Raw genomic sequence first — 18,833 nt, forward strand, 5'->3', positions numbered from 1 at the left:
GTGAGGCGTTGAAGTGATCAAATACTCCGGAATCGGTGATCAAATGCCTAACGGAATTAGTGATCAAGTCCTCCGGAATACGCACACATGTTAAAAAGTGCAGTTTTCTGGTTTTAATGGACATGAGCATTTTAAAAAAACCTAATAGAAATGCCCATGAGTCCTGCAGTGACTGTCTTTAATCAAAACTATCATTTAGGGTAGTTGCATGATGCTCTGGATAAACAGGATATTGGTCTTTTACAGTAAAGGTCATCTTTCATATGGTATAAAAATATACAGAATCAGTTGTGTGAATAATATTGACAAAGATGGCAAGTCTTATGTGAGCAGTATTGCACTTATTCTGGATAATTATGAAAAAATTCTGGGATATTTTGGAGAAAAAAGATGAAGTTTTGTTTTTTATTAATTGGATTCATTTTTAGTTTTGGGCTTTATGGCGGTGTTCCCAGACCCTGTGAGAAAGTTGGTTTCGATCAAATTATTGAACATTTTGTCTCATCAGATGGGCAGATGTTTGTGCTGTATGCTTCTAGTCAGGGGGAATATAAACTAATGAAACAGTTTAAAAAGTGTATTCGCTCTGCAGCTGTTTGTTTAATTGCATTTGATGTGAGTAGCAAAAATTGGTCGAAAGGTAAAAATTGGATAAACGAGCAATTGATTCCTCCTGTTAATGATAATTTTGATCAAGTAAAGGGCCTGCTTATTTTGGGTATGCTGCAATATGTTGATAAAAAGAGCGGTGCAGGGGTTTGTATAGTGGCTAAAAATAATTTAGCTAAGGCTATTCCCTGGTACGGTAGAAGTTGGGTAGTGACCGATCACGATATAAAAGAATATGAAATTTATGGGTCACAGTTTCATGTATCAATGACGCCCAATAGCTTGTATGAAGCAATGTTGGATATTCACAATGAGGAGGTATGGATGTCTGAACATAGAAGAAAGTAAATGGATTTAATTGTTTTTGATCCAAGAGAATCGTTCTTAGCTTGGCAGTGAGACTCAAAAACTTGAGAGGGCGTTATTTCTATGAATTTGATGCGTTCTATGAGAATTTATTATCAACGGATTGTCTAAATATTGTGGTTTTACTACGTAACCTGAAACTACAAAAAGGGAAGCCTATAAATTTGTTTGTAACTGACTAGAAAGGAAGTAATTTTAATTCGCTCTTAGATAGCAGCAAAATTTTCTAAATTAAAACATATACGTTAGATGTATTATAAACCCAAAAAGTCGACTTTATGACCAGCGATTTTTATATTTTAGGAGTTTTAAATGAATAAAATATTCAGACATTTTTTTGTGCTCTTTACCTTTATAAGTAGTCTAGCGAATGCAACCGCAGTTAAAGATGGTGTTTTTATTGATACTATGATTTTAACCGATTACGTAGTTAATGATTTCTCAAAATCTGATGAATCTGGTAAAAGAACCGATTCATTTTCAAAAAACGACCCTATAATATTTTATTACGCAATAATTGGCGTAATTAATCCGACAAAGAAAATGTATGATGTCAAAGTTGTTTGCGTTGATTCTAAAGGCAATCCTGTGTTGCAGAGCACTGTTAAACAATCTCTTAGTGGTTTTACACGCCATGTAGGTGGAGACATTATTAAAGGTTACACGCAAACTTTGAGCATGGATCCTAAGGTTGGTGCAATGGTAAAAGATCAGATTGTACCGTTAAAAAATGGAGATTATTACATTAAATTATATTTTGAAAATAAACTAATTGGTATTACAAGATTTGATTATTCTGTTATTAATTAAATTTTGACTTAATCTGAAGCAAATTTTTGAATAAGTGCGGTTTTCAAGTTTCATTGGACATGAGAATTTTAAACAAAACCTAAAAAAATGCCCATGATTACTGCAGTGAATGTCAGGTGTGTCCGCCAAGATAATTTGTAAACGATTTTGTGATGTTGATATTGATCGTTTATTAGAGATGTCCTGGTGAGATTGGCCTGTTAATAGATTATAGGAAGCTCAAACTGTATTATGTTCTAATGACATGCAGAAACTATATGCTTATTGACTAATTTGGAAGAATGAAGAGTAGGCGGGATTATATTGTTATCAACTAAGGTATTACACAATCCCATTCCATTTGATTGATACATAAAAAACAGAGTTAAATAGAAATGCGCTTAAAGTTGTATTTAAAATGCATCTTTATTATAATCATGCTGTATAATATTCCATAAAGGAGCTATATCATGTCAGCAATTCATAAACCTGCTCAAACCATTAGTGATAAAATTGCCTTTGGTCTGGTTAAGTTTTTTCGTTTTTTTGCTGATACCTTTTTTCAAAAACGTTATGGAAATCGCGCTATAGTACTTGAAACAGTGGCTGCAGTGCCTGGCATGGTTGGCGCTGCTTTATTGCATTTACGTTGTTTAAGAAAAATTAAAAATGATGAGGGTTGGATAAAAACATTGCTGGATGAAGCAGAAAATGAGCGAATGCATTTAATTACATTTATGTACATTGCTAAACCTAATTGGTTTGAACGAGTGATTATTTTTATCGCACAAGCCATTTTCGTAGTTTTATATTTGTTGATGTATGTAATTTCTTCCAAAACAGCTCACCGTTTTGTGGGATATCTTGAGGAAGAAGCTGTTGTCAGCTACACCCACTATATACAAGAACTAGATAATGGCCTAATTGAAAATTGTCCCGCTCCTGAGATTGCAAAAAATTACTGGGGATTAGCACCTGATGCTCGCTTGCGTGAGGTATTGTTAGCTGTACGTTTTGATGAGGAGGAGCATAGGGATGTAAACCATCAGTTGGCAGATAAATTAGTGAACGATCGTACTCTTTTAACTAAATTAGAACCGGAGCTTTACGATACTAAAAACAGCAACAAATAACTGAGTTTTTGTTAACCAGAAACATAAGGGTACATCATGAGATCAGAATGCTGCGAGTTAATGTGCTATAAACAAGTCGAAATTGATAGCCATGGAAAACTGAAATTTTTTTTGGAAAAGCACAGCACTAAAGAAGGAACTTGGGGTAAGCTATCACTTCAGGAAGGAAGTATTGATTTTGTATTCCTTAATGGTCAGGGCCATGAATGTTTGCGAACTCGAGTTGATACAGCTCATCCTCAATTGGTGATCCCACCAGCGGCATGGCATAGAATCATACCTGTTAGTGAACCGTTCAAGGCAAATCTTGAGTTTTATTGCATGCCCCAGCGCTATTTTAATAAAAAATACGGTTTGGGAGCAGTGCATAGTGACTTGTTGTATGTGTACCAGAGTTATTTGCAGCATTTAAAAAGCGCATCAATCCTTGATGTAGGTTGTGGCTCTGGGAGGAATTTGTTTTATTTAGCAAAAATGGGACATCATGTTCTAGGAATTGATCATAACCAATCAGCATTGAAGACGATTGAAGACATTGTTCAGAGAGAACCAATGCCTGGGGTTGATACGTTACTGCATGATTTAAATCAACCTTTAAATCGTGCATCAGAATTTTATGATTTAGTGATCTCAACGGTTACTTTACAGTTTTTAAATCCTCTCCGCATCCCAGCATTGCTCGCTGAGCTTCAAGGAATAACTAAGAAAGGTGGATATCATTTTTTAGTAGTTCCCATCCAATCTGATCTTTATTCGCTACCCGAATTTTTCACATTTCTTCCGCAAAAAGAAGAACTGTACCATACCTATCAAGACAGCGGGTGGTCAATACTTGAATATAAAGAATCGGTAGGTCATTTACATAAACAAGATGAACAGGGAAGACCTATGTCGGGTTTATTTTGTTTTTTGCTCGCTCAAAAAATCGTATAACTTTAGTTGCGCCTTATTTAATGTTGAAAAAAACAGACAATTCATTTTTGTTTTGTAACATGTCAGCTAAAGTATAGCGTTCCAGAATATCCATAAATGCGGCTTGGGCTTCATGCAAAATCCCCTTTAATTTACACACAGGGGCAATACAGCAATTGGCTTTTTCTTTATTGAAACACGGTACTAAATCAAAATGAGGCTCCAGTTTAGCTATTAGTTGCCCTAAATTCACCGCCTCGGGCTGAGCCGCCATTAAAATACCACCATTCTTCCCGCGAATGGTTTTAATTAATCCCAGTTTTGATAAATTATGAATGATCTTTATCATATGGTTGTTTGAAATATCGTAAGCCTTCGTTATGTCTTTTATCGTACATGACTCTTTTTGCAGGGCAATGTAAATTAAGGCACGTAATGAGTAGTCTGTAAACTGCGTTAGTTGCATCATCAATCCAAATGGTTAGTTGGTTCTGATTATTTCTTATTATAAGGTTTGTTGTAAACACTCCTTTTCTGAGTAGGCTGAGTTTCTTTATTCAGAAAAATGGTAACATTTTTGTTTTCTCACGTTGTTATGTGCAGGCGTTTGTAGAAATCTGATGTATTATTACTTAAATGATTTTAGAATTGCCCAGCAAGTAGCCTGTTTGCTTGCAAACAGGATTTTCCTCTATTCAAGGACTAATCCCCGTTTGCAAGCAAACAGGCTTGCTAAATGATTTTAGAATTGCCCAGCAACAGATTGCCTTATCTATGAAATCATTCAGTTAGTAATGTAATAAAGCCTTATAAAGTTAAACAATATCTATTAAATCACAGATTTATTCATGGGGCATTCTATGAAGCCATCCTTCAAGGTAGGTGATGGTTTCTTCAATAGTACTGGTTGACCGATGATAGAGGGGTTCAAATAACTTTCGTTGGCCAGACTTCCAGTAGCGCTCAACATATTGACTGGTATATTTCATAAAATGGATTGTTTCGTTCTGCTTAAGGACTTAGGTATATCATTTGCTAACCTATCAGCCCTTCACTTTGTGCGCCAAAAATAATATAATTGATCAATTAATGTGCTTCAATGAGTAGTAATATGGTTAAATATGCGGTGATTTTGCAAACAACTACAAATACCAATGAGTTTCGTTCGAGTTTTGGTTTATATAATAAACAAATCCATGATTTAAAGCAGGTTGGTTATGAGATTTTAGAAATAAGTGTTGATGAGTTCACCGATCTTACGGAGCAAATATCAAAACTTCCTCGAGGAAGCGTGGGGCTACTCTGGTTTCGTATGCATGGCTCACCCAAATCTATGGTCGCATCAAAAAGCCTTAAAATTAATTTGGAAAATATCACTGAAATTTTTAGTAGTCTTCCTGATGTTTTATGTGAAGATGCTACTGTGTTTTTGGACTCTTGCTCTACGGGAAGTTTCAAAAATGATTTGAACAATATGCAGTTCGCATTTGCTAAACTGACACTGGAAAAGCCATTCCAGGAAATTGTAGCGCCATCCCGGGATTGCCATGTAAGCTGGTTTACTGTTTTAAGTGATGGCCGTTTTCGATTTGAAATGCTAAATTCTCATCGTTCAGATGATTTTGAAAACATTGCCGTTACTTTAGGTCAAAGTACTAAAAAAATTCTTAAAGAAGCAATTGAAACTAATACTCCAATCGATTCTTTACGAGCTGAATTAATCGACTCGTTACACATTACAATACATTGTCCATTCTTGGCAAACTTTAAACAATCCTGGTCAAAAATATTATTCGGAACAGGCTTTGATTTAACCAGTATGTTAATAAAGGTTATAGAAAATATCTCAGATTCTGGTGCTGCTCTCGCACTCATTAAAGAACTAATCGAGGTATACCATGCAAATCCCAATTACCCGGCAGACTATTTGCGCTCTATCTTACTCTGGGAAAATGCAACACCATTGTCCGCTGCCGTTTATTTTCAGCGTGCTGAAATTGTACTCTATTTATTAACTCAAGGTGCGGATCTATCGTTTACTCTCAAAGGTGAGACTCTGCTTGATCTCGCAAAGCAAAGGGATGAAATGAAAGAAGATGATTATGACGAAATGGATATGCGGGAGATGCTTATTGCAGTGCGGAGAAAAAAGGAAAAAGATATTTCAAAAATGGTTGATACGATTGCAAACTATTTGGAATTAAAGAGAGAGCCGCAAGACACTCTGGTTGGATTTAGTAGAAAGCAAACATTTTGGTGTGCGTCAACGCTTGCTTCAAGTTCAGTGGCTACACCATTGGTTCAGGGTACGTCTCATGCCATGCAATCAGGGCATTAGTCAAAAGCCACCTGACTTGTTCCAATAGATAATCAGGGATCAAGAATCCAGTTATAGCTGCAATCTTGTTGCAATTATAACACCTTAAAAGAGATGACACAGTTATTTGATCACTACCTACTTAAATGGTTTTTAAGTAGGTGTTGGACGCCAAACCCCGGTGCCGGATTTGCTGCGGGGCTGCTTCAACGTGCGAGCGAGTCGGATGGCAATATACTTGTAGAATATGCGCCGGGAATTTTGCTTGCGTTTTCCCAACATCCTGTACAAAGTGACGATCCCGTTCGTCCCACGTTTGGACAGAACCTCATTTTTTACCCATAAACAATATTAAAGGATCCCCTCCCTCATCCACAATCGCTGCTTGAGCACGTTTTACCCGCTCTTTTAATTCGGTTGGTGTAGAGAAAAATTTGGGACGTTGCGACAACACAGGTTGTGGTAAGCCTGATTTTGTAGCCAATATTTTTGCATAGACAGCCTCTGCAAAAGCCTCTCCTCGAAGGAGTATAACCTGATATTGAAACGTTGCAGTTGAGCCAACTTGCTTATAGGCAAGAAATATTGGATCACCTAATTTTATTGTACCGGGTGCGTCCAGGCCTTGTCGTTCTAAATCCGGATGGGTACCATTGAATGCAATAATAATTGGGCGTCCTGTAACTTCAGACAAGGCATGGATAACCGTCTTAAAAGGAGGTTCTCCTTCTTGAAACAGGTCTTTTCTTGCATGATTTCTCAATCCACTGATAAATGCATCAAAAGAGCCGTTTATCAATGGTTCGTAATAATCTTTATTTTTAATAATATGCAACGCAACCTTGGAACGTAATCCTGCGACAGGAATGTTACAATGAACGGAAATCGATTCAAATAATCCATCTCCCTCTACAGGCAGCGATTCGATTTGTACTGGATTGAAACAATCCAACAAATGTTGTTTAAATAAAACGGTGATATAAAGCTGTCTTAGATCGGAGTTTAGGCAATCCGGGTTTTGCAGGGTAGCCAATTTGTCTTTTAGATCACTATACAACATAATGGCTTTTTGATTAATTAAAGAAACATCACCCTGAGCTATCAAATCTTCAATTTCTTCCAGATCCAATTTGATATTGTTGCTGATAATGTCCGTTTGTAGGGAGCGATAATTTGCTAGTGCCAGGCAAGCATTAACGAAGCTACGTGTATAAAACCACACATTTCGAATAGAGTCCTGTTCTAGCGTAATGGTGTTGGCAAGGGTTTCAAAAAAGGTGTTGCGGGCGAAAATCTCGGTTATCCCATCAAGAATGGTATCCTGATGTTTGCAAATTAATTGCTGGCCCGCATTACTTTGCATGTTATTTATCAATAAACTGTAGAATACATACAAAGGATGTTCTGAAATGCGACCATCCCGATCACGCATCAAGTCATGCACCATCTGGTGCAAGTAAGGCATGTTAATTAAACTACCAGCAAGTTTTCGCACATAAGTCAATTTATCTATTTTGTCAGGGCCTTGGCGGAGCAATAGTGCAATGGACAACAGTTCCTGCGCTGTCGAAAAAGCTGATGCTGCATTACCAATCATGGTACTGAATGATTGGGCGCAATTAGCCAGAAAATGGTGTTCTAACCATTTCTCGAAGTCTGGTTTATCGAGAAGATCTTTAATGTCATTTTCATAGAGCAGCTGCAATAAAAAATCAGCAATAGATGTAGCCAGTTTTGCAACGGTTACATAAGGCGTTGCTTTGTTGAAAACACCTTGAGCAACCTCTAGTCCTTCAGGTTTTGCATCAGCCCCGCTAGTCATCGCAACATAGCTATTGTAAAGGGATAGCGCTTGAGGTTCCGGTAAACCAGTTTTTTGGATTATTGCGGGAATTGGGTCTGACAGCATTTTCGCCATCGAATGATTGATATACGTGCTGATTGCGGCGAACGAATTACTAACAACCCGATGAAGATTAGCAAATTGTTGATCAGATAGATGCAGAGTTTGTTTTATTGCGTCGGGAAAGAGATCGCAAATCACATCAACAGTAAGATCGCAATAAGACACGTTTTTACCCTGGCGGATAAATTCTCGATTACGCTCATAAAAAAGATCTTCTATTATTCTCCTTGCAACTTGTTCTGAATGCAGAGTGTAGTGTTTGATTAATTCCTCACTAGATTGACTTTTTTCCTGATCGATAAGATCAGACGCTTGCTCTAACTGTGGGATCTCGTCAGATTCTTCTTTACTAAGTTGACTCTTTATCTGGTCAAGAAGATCAGAAGTGTCGGAAAATATCTCAACCCATAAGGTTGTTATTTGTTCCTCAGGAGAAAGCAATCCTAAATTCTTTTTTGCCAGTTGTTTTTCATCCAACAAGGCGGTAAGCCTGTAAAGGGTTGTGATCCTGTGCTCTAATCCTTCTTCCAGAGGAAGTTTTTTTAAAGACTTAAAATCTGCGACCAGTTCATTTATATCCTTCTTTACGAGTGCTCTAAAATGCTGGCTAATGATTAATTGACGTTCATCAGTGCAATAAACTTGATGTTGTTCAATGAGTGATAAAATATAGTCATTTGGTGCATTTGCGGTTATTAATGTCTGGATAAATTTACAAAATGCCTGGTGTTTATTTTCTTTGTGTTCACCAATGTTTTTTTCATCATAAGAAAAAAGAAGCTCAAATGAATCCAGATAGGCATGATATTTTTGTTCAAGCTCACCTTCTACGTAGATTTTGCAGGCTTGATTAAATTCAGATTGAAGATTGATATGAATCTTATGATTGACAGCAAAGGTTTTTTCCTCGTTAATGGTGTTAATTTGTTCATTTATCCCAAATTGTGTCTCAATTTTATTTATTAGAATATCAAATAATGCGCTAACCTGTTTTTTATCAATATCAGGAATAAGTAAAAATGCTTGTTCATATGCGACACATTTTTCTTTAATTTCTTTTTCAGTTAAGTCTCCGTTGATGTAGGCTTTGTAAATATCCTCAATTTCAGATTCAATTAACGAGTTGCTAACAATCATTTTTCCAACGTTATTTTTATTAATATTTTTAAGTTTATCGATGACTTTCCTGATTTGTTCTTGCTGATGTTGTGATTGTTGTTCAAAGTAAGCAGAAAGAGGATCTAATGAATTTTTATAGGCAATATGCTTTTCTTCAAATTTATTATCGTCGATCTTCTCCTTCAAGAAGTCGTTACAGCCCTTATAGTACATGGATCGATAGCTGTTACTCGCATCCTTATTATGAATATAAGCATTATGCGCTTCATTGTTATTCCATTGGCTTTTAAGTTCATTGATTTGATCGATAGTTTCTTGAGTCTGAGTCTGGGTTTCGAAATAACTAAAAAGTGGCAGGTATGAGTTTTGACATGCGAGAAATAGGTCATCATAGACCTCCTTAGTCATTGTTCCACTCAGGTAGCCATTAAACGCTTCGTAAAAACGAGAACTACAAGTACTCTTTAAATAATAATTTTGTATAAAGAATTTACAATCCCTGTTATGCCCTCTTTGATCGTTTATTTTCGCTATTTCTGCATTATTTGCATTTCTTTCATCCGTGTGTACCCCTTTTTTCTTATTTATTTTTTCAAGAAAAATAATTCTGTTTCTCAATACAGCATCCTGTTCCTCAAATAGATTATTGAAATCAGTTAGCTGCATTGTTCCTGCTATGGTGTCATGAGCTGCCTGCTGCATTTTGATATCTGTTTGGAGGCTTAGTATTTGGTATTTATTTCTTTCAATGAGTAAATTAACTTTAAATCTGTCTCTGCCATGCAAGGCCTCCTTAATAACCATCAAGTTGTTAATAATTAACTCCACATTGGATATACGAAGTTTGATCAGATCATCTAAAAATATTTCTTTATTTAAATAACGTCCATATGCATTCGTAATGCCTTCTTCCAATTTGAAATTATTAGCTTCTGCCTCCAAGGCTGTTATGCTTCTGTCAAGTTGTGGAAGTTTTTCTTCTACAACTGATCGAATGACAGGTAATAAATTATTTTGAATAAAATTATAGACAGGATATCTTACCCTGTGGCCACCAATCTGGTACTTCTTTGTGTCAGGCTTATAAGACTGATATTGAAATAAAAAATTTTGCGCTTCAGGGAAAAAGTTATTTGTTTCAACTCGGAGTGTTACTAATAACGCATCTTGCTTGTTTTTGTCGCTTTCTTCAGTGTATGCATTATATAACTCACAAATTCTATTATATTTTCCAAAAAATTTTTCCTCACAATCCCTTGTTATAATTTTTCCCTGTTTCTTGACCGCATGGGCTTCTCGCTCCTGATACCTTTTTTCATCCCAATCCATGAAATGTTCAATAACGGGTACGGCAACTGCCCCAAATAAATCTGAAAATGTTTTATTCCCATTAAACCAGGACTGCGTCTCGGGTGTTTGATTGGAATCTGGTTTAAAATTCCCACGAGGCAAGTTATAGCCAAATGAGGTTGTTACGCCAACCTGAAAACCATCTGGAGAAAAATGAAAAGACAAATCTAATTTTGGTGGGAGAGGCGTTTGGGGTCTCAACGTGTTAGCCACATTGAGGGGATCAATTTGATATTCTTTAATCCAGTGTTTTGGAGGGGCGAAATGGAATCTTTCGTCGTCACTGGAAACAAATCCAGTTATGTCAGATAACGATTTATTACTGCTTGAAGCGGCCGGCGTATTTTGTACCTGGGTTGTAAAGTCAACTTGGCTTGGCTGCTGCAAGGTATTACTGATGATATCGCCCTTAAATTTTTTAGATGGTGATGAGCGTAATTGCAATTCATGATAGGCTTGTTGAAGACTTAGGCTGGCTTGCAGTGTTTTGGCTGGATCGGCCGGTCTTGGGTGTCCAATAGCGCTGAGCGCTGAATCATGCATTGCATAGATTGTATCAGTAATGAATTGTTGCCCTAGATTAATAACGCTACCCACTGTTTTTAACAGACTGATTTCAATTGGAGTAATGGACCCTTCGTCCAGGAATCTGGGCAAAGGCCTTTGGAGGCTCTCATCGTCGCCCGTTGCAAAAAGCGAACCGTACAAAGCAAGGTTTTGAGATACTTCCTCTGCGCTTAAAACTTTACCGATTCTCTCCCGATATTCATGCACAGCTGCCTGGTGTGCCGCAACAGAATCAGCACTAACGGAGTCCTCTATGCTTCCAATAAGACCAAGCGTAGTCAGGTAGGGTCCTGCACACAGAGAGATGAATGACCAATAACTACACATTGCTGCGAATTCACCAAGAGAAGCTGATGTAGCTATTGTTGTATGTAAAATCGGACTCTGTGATTCAAGGTAGTTATAATGCTCATAAGCTTGGATATATGACTGATAGTACCCATAGAGCGTCAGCAGCCCTAAACCACCAAGCTTAAGCCCATTGGATATTAACTTCTTTCGTGTCATTGCGCATCCCGGGCTGTGGATAGGCTGTTTTGCTGGCACGGCCAAGTCTCTTGGTGGCACGAAAAGCTCAAATTCAGATAAATGAGTTGATTGCGTCGCCATTTTGGAAACAGGAACAATTTTCTTCCTGTTCATTTCAAATTCGATGTAGTCATTTAGCGCTATTAAATAATCGGGAGCTATAGACCAGCAGGCCTTTTCAGAAATTGTTAAGGCGCTCATCGTATGGGTAATGTGCTCACGGTGCATGACCTTCACACCAAGATAACGACGAGGATATTTAAAAATATATGAGGCAACTGTTCGCTCTTCAATGGACAACGCTCCAATAGCACGTCTTTTCATATAATCTTGAAAGTTAGTGCACAATGATCGTCTAATCTTTTCCTGATGATCAAAAACCTCTATGCCAAATGTTGATTGCTTACGATTAGCAAGCGGCAGAACGTGATGCGTTAATTCGTGAATAATCGTTCCTCGAAGAGGGCGCATCCCGCTTGTTCTGGTCGCCGCCAGATGAATTTCATCGATTACGTTTGGTCCATATATGAAACGACCGAGGGCACCACGTTGCAAACGTTCAGTATCAAATGCGATTATCTTAACTTGTCCTGATTTTACTGACTCTTTAGCCATTAGTATGATGTTTTCACAAAGTGGAGAATGCCAATGATTCCATTCAGCTTTTTTCAGCGTATTGAGAACAGTACCAGCTACTTTTTCATTTTCTGCATAAATTTTTATTCCTTTATGCGAAACCAACCAAAAAGTTGATGTATCATCAATTAAAGTTATTTTTTGTGATTTATTTTTAGCATTTGGCATTCTACTGGCCTCTTTCGTTATTCAACACACGTCTACGCAACTTTAATTCCATACGCAGTCTCTATTGTCGAGATTCATGATTTGAATCTTGTCATTATTTTCGATACTCGTTGAGACTGCGATGATGAGAATGTTTAAATCAATGAGGGAAGATTAAATCAATAAACCTCCTGACTGATTAGCTTCTTCAGGATTTTTTGAGATCCCCATCTCAGCCAAAAGCATATCTAATGATTTATCTGCTGACTGCCTGAGAGGTACAAAATGGTTTCCATTCACATGTCCAATAAATAGAGGAAGATTGCCTGATTTGAAATAGTGTTCTTCGCCATAAAAAAGAGGCTTATTGGAAGAATTTTCCTCAACGACAATGACTGGAATTTTATTGCTGTCACAAAAGGCCCGAATGGCAAGTTCGTCAAAATAGGCTAATGGTGTATTTATCGCATTGCGATAGTCTTCGATATTATCACAGTGTTTCTCATCATTAACCCCTAGCGGAATTGTTTGTGGAACAAATGCGTTTTTGTAATCCTCAGAAGAACCTAACTGTTCATAAACTTTTTTCCGGAATAATTGTTTTAACCATTGACGATAAGGTGACGTTAAACGTTCGACAGACTCAACACGACAAGAGTTATCTTTTTTCAGATGTGTTTGCTGCCAACTGTGATAAAACATCACGCTGTCGTAACATTTGCCAGACATCTCGTGACCATAATCGTCAAAATACTTGTCTGCTGGAAGCAAGGCAATGACAGCATCAAGAAAACAATCACCCGGATCGTAAGGTGCATTTTTAATTTCAGTCAATCCATGAGGATATTTCGACGGGTGGACATATTTTTCTGTTACCGAAGGTTGTGCAAAAAAAGTCCCTCGTTCGACGGGCGCTGACAAACTTTTGCTGGATGATCCCGCTGCGATTCCAATCAATGAATTGAATTGTGCTTTGTAGGTCGTATATTTTGTTTGTAAGTTGCCAAGAACCTTGGAGGTTTTCTCAGTCACCTGTGCCAACTTGTTGCTCTTGATGATATTCGAGAGATAATTAATGGCACGCTCCAGCTCTTCTAAAAATAATCGTGGATTTTTTAATGCGTCATCGTTCACTTCAACAACTGGTGCATGGGATTGCTCAAATTCGTCCCACAACCCATTTTCATCGACAAAAAGCTTAAGTCTCTCGTAACGCTCAACAACTGAGGCAAACTCACCACGCAGCTCAGTCAGTTTAAAACGCTTGCTTAAGAGCCTTACCGCTGGCAGATCCAAGCTTTCCTCAACATTCGCAAGCATTTCCTTGGCTTGTGTAAGTTCGTTATCCGCTGCCACCAAATCATTGAGAGTAGCCATCACACTTTCACACGCTCCTATAAAATTATGATGGCCATTTGCTCGGGCAAGATCAATAAAATACGTGCTCGTGATATCAGCCCCCTGTGTTATTAACCAAACCGCCACATCAGTCGCACCGGCTTCCGCAGCATAATCCAGTAACGTCCAATTTTTTCTACTTCTATTGTTTTTACCATCATCCAAAATGGCTTTCCCGCTTGTATGAGCCATGCTCGCTATTAAACCCCAGGCAATGAGCGGGGCTGGCACTAGGGTAGCTAATGCCCCAAGTCCCATAACCGAAACGTTGAACAGAGCGGGAACATTTCTTAAGGTACGAAAATTAGGATATTGACAAGGTCGATTGATATCATCAGGATGCTCTAAGATAAATTTTTTTATAAAATTCAGATCATTTTCTGCTGCTTTTTCGTACAGACTTATCTCTTCTTTTTCTAACATTGGACTCTCTGCTAAATCAAGGATGGCTTGAGGCTGATTAATTATTAATTTAAATGGGTATTTAGTCGGCAAGAACCCTATCAAATCAACCTCAGGATGTCAATAAAAAGATCGTGATGGCGAATAAAGAATCAGCTGACCACTCCGAAGCACCGAATTATAGAGTACGTGTTATGGTGCTTTGTGGTTGATTATAGCTGCCCCCGTAGTTGGGAAAGACCCAATATGCTTGGCGATTTAAAACAAAGTGGTTTTAAGGCATTAGCCTCTTTAGGTAGAACAATTTAAATGGCGCGCTCGGAGGGACTCGAACCCCCGACACCTTGGTTCGAAGCCAAATGCTCACTATTTAAAGTCTTTAATAATCAATACCTTACGATGCATCAAAATCGTAAAATACTGCCTAGAACGGCCTAGAACAGCCTAGTACTGCCACAGTTATGCCACAAATCGTGACACAGTAATGTGAGATAATTTATGCCACATTTGGTTTAATCTTTATTACTCTGAAAGATATGATTTTTGCAGCGGGCGCTGCAAAAAGAGAGATTTTAAATTGATAACAAAATTTAGCATAATATGCTATTATTTGTTATATATATTATTATATTATTAGGAGCGATTTAAATGAACATTTCACTTACCCCAGAGCTTGAACATTTCGTACAAGATAAAGTAAATAGTGGCATGTATACCTCAGCAAGTGAAGTGATTCGTGAATCATTAAGACTACTGCACACGCATGATGATTTACAAAATCAACGTATTAAACAGTTGAATCAAGAGATTGATATTGGATTACAACAATTAAATGCCGGAAAAAAAGTTCCCGCACATGAAAGTTACAAGCGTATGAAACAAAAAATTAATAAGTTGGCTAAGGATGCTAAATGACTTCAAGATGTGTTCTATCTGTCGTCGCAGAACAAGATATTGATGAAATAATCACTTATCTTGCACAAGAAAATCCTGTAGTGGCTCAAAAATTTCTTGATGCGCTATTTGGTGCAATGGATAAGTTAGCTGAATATCCAGAACTTGGTCATCTTCGTGAAGACCTGACTGATAGGCCCGTAAAGTTTTGGCCGTTTAAATGGCATTATCTTATTATCTATAAACCCACTTCACCTCTTGAGATTGTCAGAGTTTTAAGTGGGTTCCGTGACATTATTAGCTTGATCGGGTGATTATACTATGGCAGTTCTAAATGATTATGCCATTATCTTTTTCCTCAAAACTAGCTATCAAGTCAGGAATAATATTGATTAGTTGTATCATCGTTTGCAGTACTTGATTTACTTGCTCTATACCTAAAGTTTTTTGCTCTGATTCCTCCCTGGTACAGGCTCGCTCGATATTATAAACCATCCAATTAATCCAATTACCTAAAACGGCATTAAAAGCTGCTTCAAGAACAGTTTTATCTAATTGTCCACCTGAATTGCTATAAGTCTGTATCATTTTGATAAAAATAGCTTGATTGAAATGGGTGGTAATTCCACTCCAATCTAAGCTTGCATTGACTATTTCATAGGTTGGATTTAGTTTGCGAGCACATTCCCAGTCTATTAGTATAGGATTATCGTTTTTATCCCATAGGACATTTTTTTGATCCAGATCCCCGTGACTAACTACACTGCTTTGTTTGAGAAGAGGGAGCATATTTTGGTAGTTTGTATTGATTGTGGTAATAGTCTTTTGATGTTCTGTTAATGCGGCTGCAAATGGACAGTGGTAACTCTGAGCTTTACTGTATAGTTCTTCCAGACTGTCATTGGTGTGAATATCAAATTCTGGTTCCTTAATTTCTGGTACTGCAAGATTAATCAGATGCATCTGTGCGATAATTTCAGCTATTTTTAGGGCGTGGGATTTTGAAACGGTGTCTTTATGAAGTGGTTTCGCATCGACCCAGGGGTAAATCAAAAATCCAGTTCCATGAATCAATACAAGATACTTTCCTGATGGTTTCAGTGCACATACAGCAGGAATTCCACGTTCAGAAAAACGAGTAGCTATTTCTTCAGTTAAGTTATAATTCTCTATGATGCTTTTATTTTCAAGTTTAATATCGGGGGAAAGTTGTTTAATGGCATAAGAGGCTTCCTCCGTATTAACGCGCCACATTGTATGCAATAAACCTCCGTGCACCCTTTTAGGTGGGCTTAATGGTATACCTAATTCAAGTTCGTTGCAGAGATTAATAAGATTACTGTGGTTCATTGGATAGGATGCCTTAATCGTTAAATAAGCTTATTTTTATTTCACAAGATTATATCTATTTCAATTTCTTTGTGAACCACAACACCAAATTGTCATCAAGACAAACTTGACTCCCAGGTTCAATACTTTTGTAATCATAAGTAATCCCCAGTCCATCGGGTTTATAGCCTCTTGCTATATAGAGCTTTTGAGCACTACCGTATCCGTCATAAAGACCGACACCAAGCCCTACAATATCATAAAACTTACCAGCCTCTTGTTCAGCAATATCCAGCATAGCAGTACCAAGGCCCTTATTACGGTATGGAGGGAGAACATTTAGGTCCATAATCTCAGGAATGTTTTGTTGTTTAAATGAAGGATATAAAGAGCGCCACTTCAAGGTAATATAACCAGCAAATTCACCTTCATAAAAAGCTAACCAAACCATTCGCTCTTTATTTTCGTGCTCATGCCAATAAGTTTCAAAAGTAGACTGTGGTTTTGGCCAATTGTGTTTAGCAAAATTGCTTACGAGAAGGGGGATATCCTTTGCAACAAATGACCTTATGCTAATTGCTTGATTAGTGCAGTTTTTAAATTGATTTAGGCTCATGGCCATATAAACCATATTCCATTCATAGCCGGTGGGTTTTAAATTCAGTAGAGGATTAAACCCTTTATTTTTATAAAAACCATAGGTTTTTAGATAGTTTTCATCAGACTCTGCTGGTGCAAGGGTTTCAACAGACATGGTTATAGCACCTTGCTGTTTTGCATAATTTACAGCTTCTTGAATTAATAAATACCCTATGCTTTGGCCTTGAAATGCACGTAGAACACCCATCCAATAAATATTGCTGTTTGCAGGATATGGAAAATCAAGGCTTAAAAGCCCGACATATTTTTCTCCTGCAATTGCTGCAAAATTAATGCGCGAACAAACGCCTAATGCATAATGTTCATTACAATCGGGTAAACCAAAATATTCTGGTAAATCTGCCGTGATTTGGCGACATAAGGTTTGCGCGATTTCAGATGAGATTTGTTCTATTTTGTAATTCATTAGTATTTATCTTCAGTGACCTGAAATGCAGGATAAAATTCAAGCGGATTTACATCTGGCCATAGCCTTGAGAGCTTTTCAAGCATTGTTGCTGACATTAGTCTTAGGTTGGGAAATTGATTGTGTTTCGTTGCTACATCAACAAAGGCTTGTAGTCGAGATAATACCCTTGGTCTGACCCAATTGTCTTCTGGTTTCCACAAGGAATGGTCGGGTGTCGGTCCAGAAGGGCCTACTCTATCGATTTCCAGTGTGGAATTGAGGAAGTGTAGAGTTTGCTGCAATACCCAAAAACCACAGGCCTCTGTATAAGCGGTGCTATAAGCTAAATCATCCGATGCAGCGGGAATTAATTGTTTCAATTCATTTCTATAAATCAGTTCAAGAGGTTCAATAATAGGGGTAGGTATGGCTTTCGCACACCAACAGGTGGGCATGCTCATGCGCAAGTAGGTTGCGTCTAAAAGTGCATTTCTAACACTGCCCCACTCAAAGTCTATGAGCTGTAAGTCACGGTTCTCTTCGTGATCAAAAACATTGTCGGGACAAATATCTCCATGAGTTAGAACTGTAAAGGGGCCTGGGAGGTGCACTGACTGTATAATATGACGGGCTTCATTTATAAGGCTTGCACTTATTGACAAGCCTAAATTTTGATTGGCTAATTCAAGGGTTAGTAATAAATCATTAAAGCAAAAATCTAGATTTTCTTGCAGGGTTTCCAATTGGGGATTAATCTTTTTTAGGATTTGTTCATATCGATTTGTAATACCAAAACTTTCTCCATGAAAACTTCCTAAGGCCTTCATAAATCGTTCTAAAGCCTCAATTGCTTTACTTTCAATTGGCAATGTTAGCGAGTCCACAAGGCTGATATGTTTATGACCTAAGTCCTCAATAAGAATAAATCTCTGTTGCTTACTACCGCCATAAAATTTGGGAACATTATGAACGTTTTTCTCAATTCCACTTATAAATTTAAGCCCAGCCCAATCTCTTGAAAACCGCGCATAAGCGTCTTTATCATCTGAATCAGATGGTTCAGGCAGTGATTGTTTTAATATAATGCTTTTTGGAACGGTTGATGAGGGGCTGGTGAGAGTTATTCTTAATAGTACATTTCTCCGATCAGCTTCACTTAAAAATTTAATAGAGTTTATCTTTATATCAGATGCAAAGTGATCCTTAAGAAGGTGCAAGGCCTCTTGCAAAATGTCTGGATGAACTAATCTATCTTCTTCAATCATTTTTTCTCTGTATTTATTTAATCGGAAGGGAAAGAGTCATTATAATTCATCCATTGAACCTTACCATCATTTAATTTTGGAAGTCTTATTAGTGATCGAGATGTATTAATTGTCCAAT

General features: G+C 37.6%; 15 protein-coding genes. 8 read left to right on the forward strand and 7 right to left on the reverse strand.

From position 1 onward, the window contains the following. The first annotated feature begins 208 nt into the window (after positions 1–208). The 5 genes from Lwor_RS00360 to tehB all read left to right on the forward strand — a co-directional run bounded on the left by Lwor_RS00360 (position 209) and on the right by tehB (position 3,830). A complete protein-coding gene (locus Lwor_RS00360) occupies positions 209–394 on the forward strand; it encodes a hypothetical protein (protein WP_058491695.1) in 186 nt (61 codons plus the stop codon). Further along, a complete protein-coding gene (locus Lwor_RS00365) occupies positions 391–957 on the forward strand; it encodes a hypothetical protein (RefSeq protein ID WP_058491697.1) in 567 nt (188 codons plus the stop codon). Before Lwor_RS00360 ends, Lwor_RS00365 begins: the two co-directional genes overlap by 4 nt. A 330-nt stretch (positions 958–1,287) precedes the next feature. Then, positions 1,288–1,785 (forward strand): hypothetical protein, encoded by a 498-nt coding sequence (locus Lwor_RS00370; protein WP_058491699.1) that lies wholly within the window; start codon positions 1,288–1,290, stop codon positions 1,783–1,785. 449 nt (positions 1,786–2,234) lie between these two features. Further along, positions 2,235–2,897 (forward strand): alternative oxidase, encoded by a 663-nt coding sequence (locus tag Lwor_RS00375; RefSeq protein WP_058491701.1) that lies wholly within the window; start codon positions 2,235–2,237, stop codon positions 2,895–2,897. A gap of 36 nt (positions 2,898–2,933) precedes the next feature. After that, the gene (gene tehB, locus Lwor_RS00380) at positions 2,934–3,830 is read left to right on the forward strand and encodes an SAM-dependent methyltransferase TehB (RefSeq protein WP_058491703.1); all 897 of its coding nucleotides are present in this window, start codon (positions 2,934–2,936) and stop codon (positions 3,828–3,830) included. A gap of 13 nt (positions 3,831–3,843) precedes the next feature. On the opposite strand, the gene Lwor_RS00385 is transcribed toward tehB, so the two are convergent. Further along, positions 3,844–4,275: an Rrf2 family transcriptional regulator gene (locus Lwor_RS00385; protein ID WP_058491705.1), complete on the reverse strand. Its 432-nt coding sequence runs from the start codon at positions 4,273–4,275 to the stop codon at positions 3,844–3,846. Between the two features lie 376 nt (positions 4,276–4,651). After that, positions 4,652–4,798: a hypothetical protein gene (locus Lwor_RS13620; protein ID WP_157063113.1), complete on the reverse strand. Its 147-nt coding sequence runs from the start codon at positions 4,796–4,798 to the stop codon at positions 4,652–4,654. A gap of 110 nt (positions 4,799–4,908) precedes the next feature. Between Lwor_RS13620 and Lwor_RS00390 the strand changes: the two genes are divergently transcribed. After that, positions 4,909–6,147, forward strand: a complete 1,239-nt coding sequence (locus Lwor_RS00390; RefSeq protein WP_147279846.1) for an ankyrin repeat domain-containing protein — start codon at positions 4,909–4,911, stop codon at positions 6,145–6,147. Positions 6,148–6,454: 307 nt separating this feature from the next. Here Lwor_RS00390 and Lwor_RS00400 read toward each other — a convergent pair whose 3' ends face one another. Continuing rightward, positions 6,455–12,400: an OTU domain-containing protein gene (locus Lwor_RS00400; protein ID WP_058491711.1), complete on the reverse strand. Its 5,946-nt coding sequence runs from the start codon at positions 12,398–12,400 to the stop codon at positions 6,455–6,457. Positions 12,401–12,553: 153 nt separating this feature from the next. Beyond that, positions 12,554–14,200: an OTU domain-containing protein gene (locus tag Lwor_RS00405; RefSeq protein WP_058491713.1), complete on the reverse strand. Its 1,647-nt coding sequence runs from the start codon at positions 14,198–14,200 to the stop codon at positions 12,554–12,556. A gap of 627 nt (positions 14,201–14,827) precedes the next feature. Between Lwor_RS00405 and Lwor_RS00410 the strand changes: the two genes are divergently transcribed. Both Lwor_RS00410 and Lwor_RS00415 read left to right on the forward strand, forming a co-directional pair. Then, the gene (locus Lwor_RS00410) at positions 14,828–15,094 is read left to right on the forward strand and encodes a type II toxin-antitoxin system ParD family antitoxin (RefSeq protein WP_058491715.1); all 267 of its coding nucleotides are present in this window, start codon (positions 14,828–14,830) and stop codon (positions 15,092–15,094) included. Beyond that, complete coding sequence (locus Lwor_RS00415) at positions 15,091–15,387, forward strand: type II toxin-antitoxin system RelE/ParE family toxin (RefSeq protein WP_058491717.1); 297 nt, start codon at positions 15,091–15,093, stop codon at positions 15,385–15,387. The genes Lwor_RS00410 and Lwor_RS00415 overlap by 4 nt, the downstream gene beginning before the upstream one ends. 16 nt (positions 15,388–15,403) lie before the next feature. On the opposite strand, the gene Lwor_RS00420 is transcribed toward Lwor_RS00415, so the two are convergent. The 3 genes from Lwor_RS00420 to Lwor_RS00430 are packed head-to-tail and all read right to left on the reverse strand — an operon-like array spanning position 15,404 to position 18,715. Beyond that, entirely contained in the window at positions 15,404–16,423 is a 1,020-nt protein-coding gene (locus Lwor_RS00420; RefSeq protein WP_058491719.1) for an aminoglycoside phosphotransferase family protein, read from the reverse strand. A 55-nt stretch (positions 16,424–16,478) separates the two neighbouring features. Continuing rightward, entirely contained in the window at positions 16,479–17,468 is a 990-nt protein-coding gene (locus tag Lwor_RS13360) for a GNAT family N-acetyltransferase (RefSeq protein ID WP_083501538.1), read from the reverse strand. Continuing rightward, entirely contained in the window at positions 17,468–18,715 is a 1,248-nt protein-coding gene (locus Lwor_RS00430; RefSeq protein WP_058491722.1) for a hypothetical protein, read from the reverse strand. The genes Lwor_RS13360 and Lwor_RS00430 overlap by 1 nt, the downstream gene beginning before the upstream one ends. Between the last annotated feature and the right edge of the window lie 118 nt (positions 18,716–18,833).

The organism is Legionella worsleiensis, from assembly GCF_001467535.1.
In the GTDB taxonomy this organism is placed as follows: domain Bacteria; phylum Pseudomonadota; class Gammaproteobacteria; order Legionellales; family Legionellaceae; genus Legionella; species Legionella worsleiensis.

Coding starts and splice junctions, on each gene's coding strand:
- Lwor_RS00360 (WP_058491695.1), top strand. CDS start 209: ATGATGCTCTGGATAAACAGGATATTGGTCTTTTACAGTAAAGGTCAT.
- Lwor_RS00365 (WP_058491697.1), top strand. CDS start 391: ATGAAGTTTTGTTTTTTATTAATTGGATTCATTTTTAGTTTTGGGCTT.
- Lwor_RS00370 (WP_058491699.1), top strand. CDS start 1,288: ATGAATAAAATATTCAGACATTTTTTTGTGCTCTTTACCTTTATAAGT.
- Lwor_RS00375 (WP_058491701.1), top strand. CDS start 2,235: ATGTCAGCAATTCATAAACCTGCTCAAACCATTAGTGATAAAATTGCC.
- tehB (WP_058491703.1), top strand. CDS start 2,934: ATGAGATCAGAATGCTGCGAGTTAATGTGCTATAAACAAGTCGAAATT.
- Lwor_RS00385 (WP_058491705.1), bottom strand. CDS start 4,275: ATGCAACTAACGCAGTTTACAGACTACTCATTACGTGCCTTAATTTAC.
- Lwor_RS13620 (WP_157063113.1), bottom strand. CDS start 4,798: ATGAAATATACCAGTCAATATGTTGAGCGCTACTGGAAGTCTGGCCAA.
- Lwor_RS00390 (WP_147279846.1), top strand. CDS start 4,909: ATGAGTAGTAATATGGTTAAATATGCGGTGATTTTGCAAACAACTACA.
- Lwor_RS00400 (WP_058491711.1), bottom strand. CDS start 12,400: ATGCCAAATGCTAAAAATAAATCACAAAAAATAACTTTAATTGATGAT.
- Lwor_RS00405 (WP_058491713.1), bottom strand. CDS start 14,200: ATGTTAGAAAAAGAAGAGATAAGTCTGTACGAAAAAGCAGCAGAAAAT.
- Lwor_RS00410 (WP_058491715.1), top strand. CDS start 14,828: ATGAACATTTCACTTACCCCAGAGCTTGAACATTTCGTACAAGATAAA.
- Lwor_RS00415 (WP_058491717.1), top strand. CDS start 15,091: ATGACTTCAAGATGTGTTCTATCTGTCGTCGCAGAACAAGATATTGAT.
- Lwor_RS00420 (WP_058491719.1), bottom strand. CDS start 16,423: ATGAACCACAGTAATCTTATTAATCTCTGCAACGAACTTGAATTAGGT.
- Lwor_RS13360 (WP_083501538.1), bottom strand. CDS start 17,468: ATGAATTACAAAATAGAACAAATCTCATCTGAAATCGCGCAAACCTTA.
- Lwor_RS00430 (WP_058491722.1), bottom strand. CDS start 18,715: ATGATTGAAGAAGATAGATTAGTTCATCCAGACATTTTGCAAGAGGCC.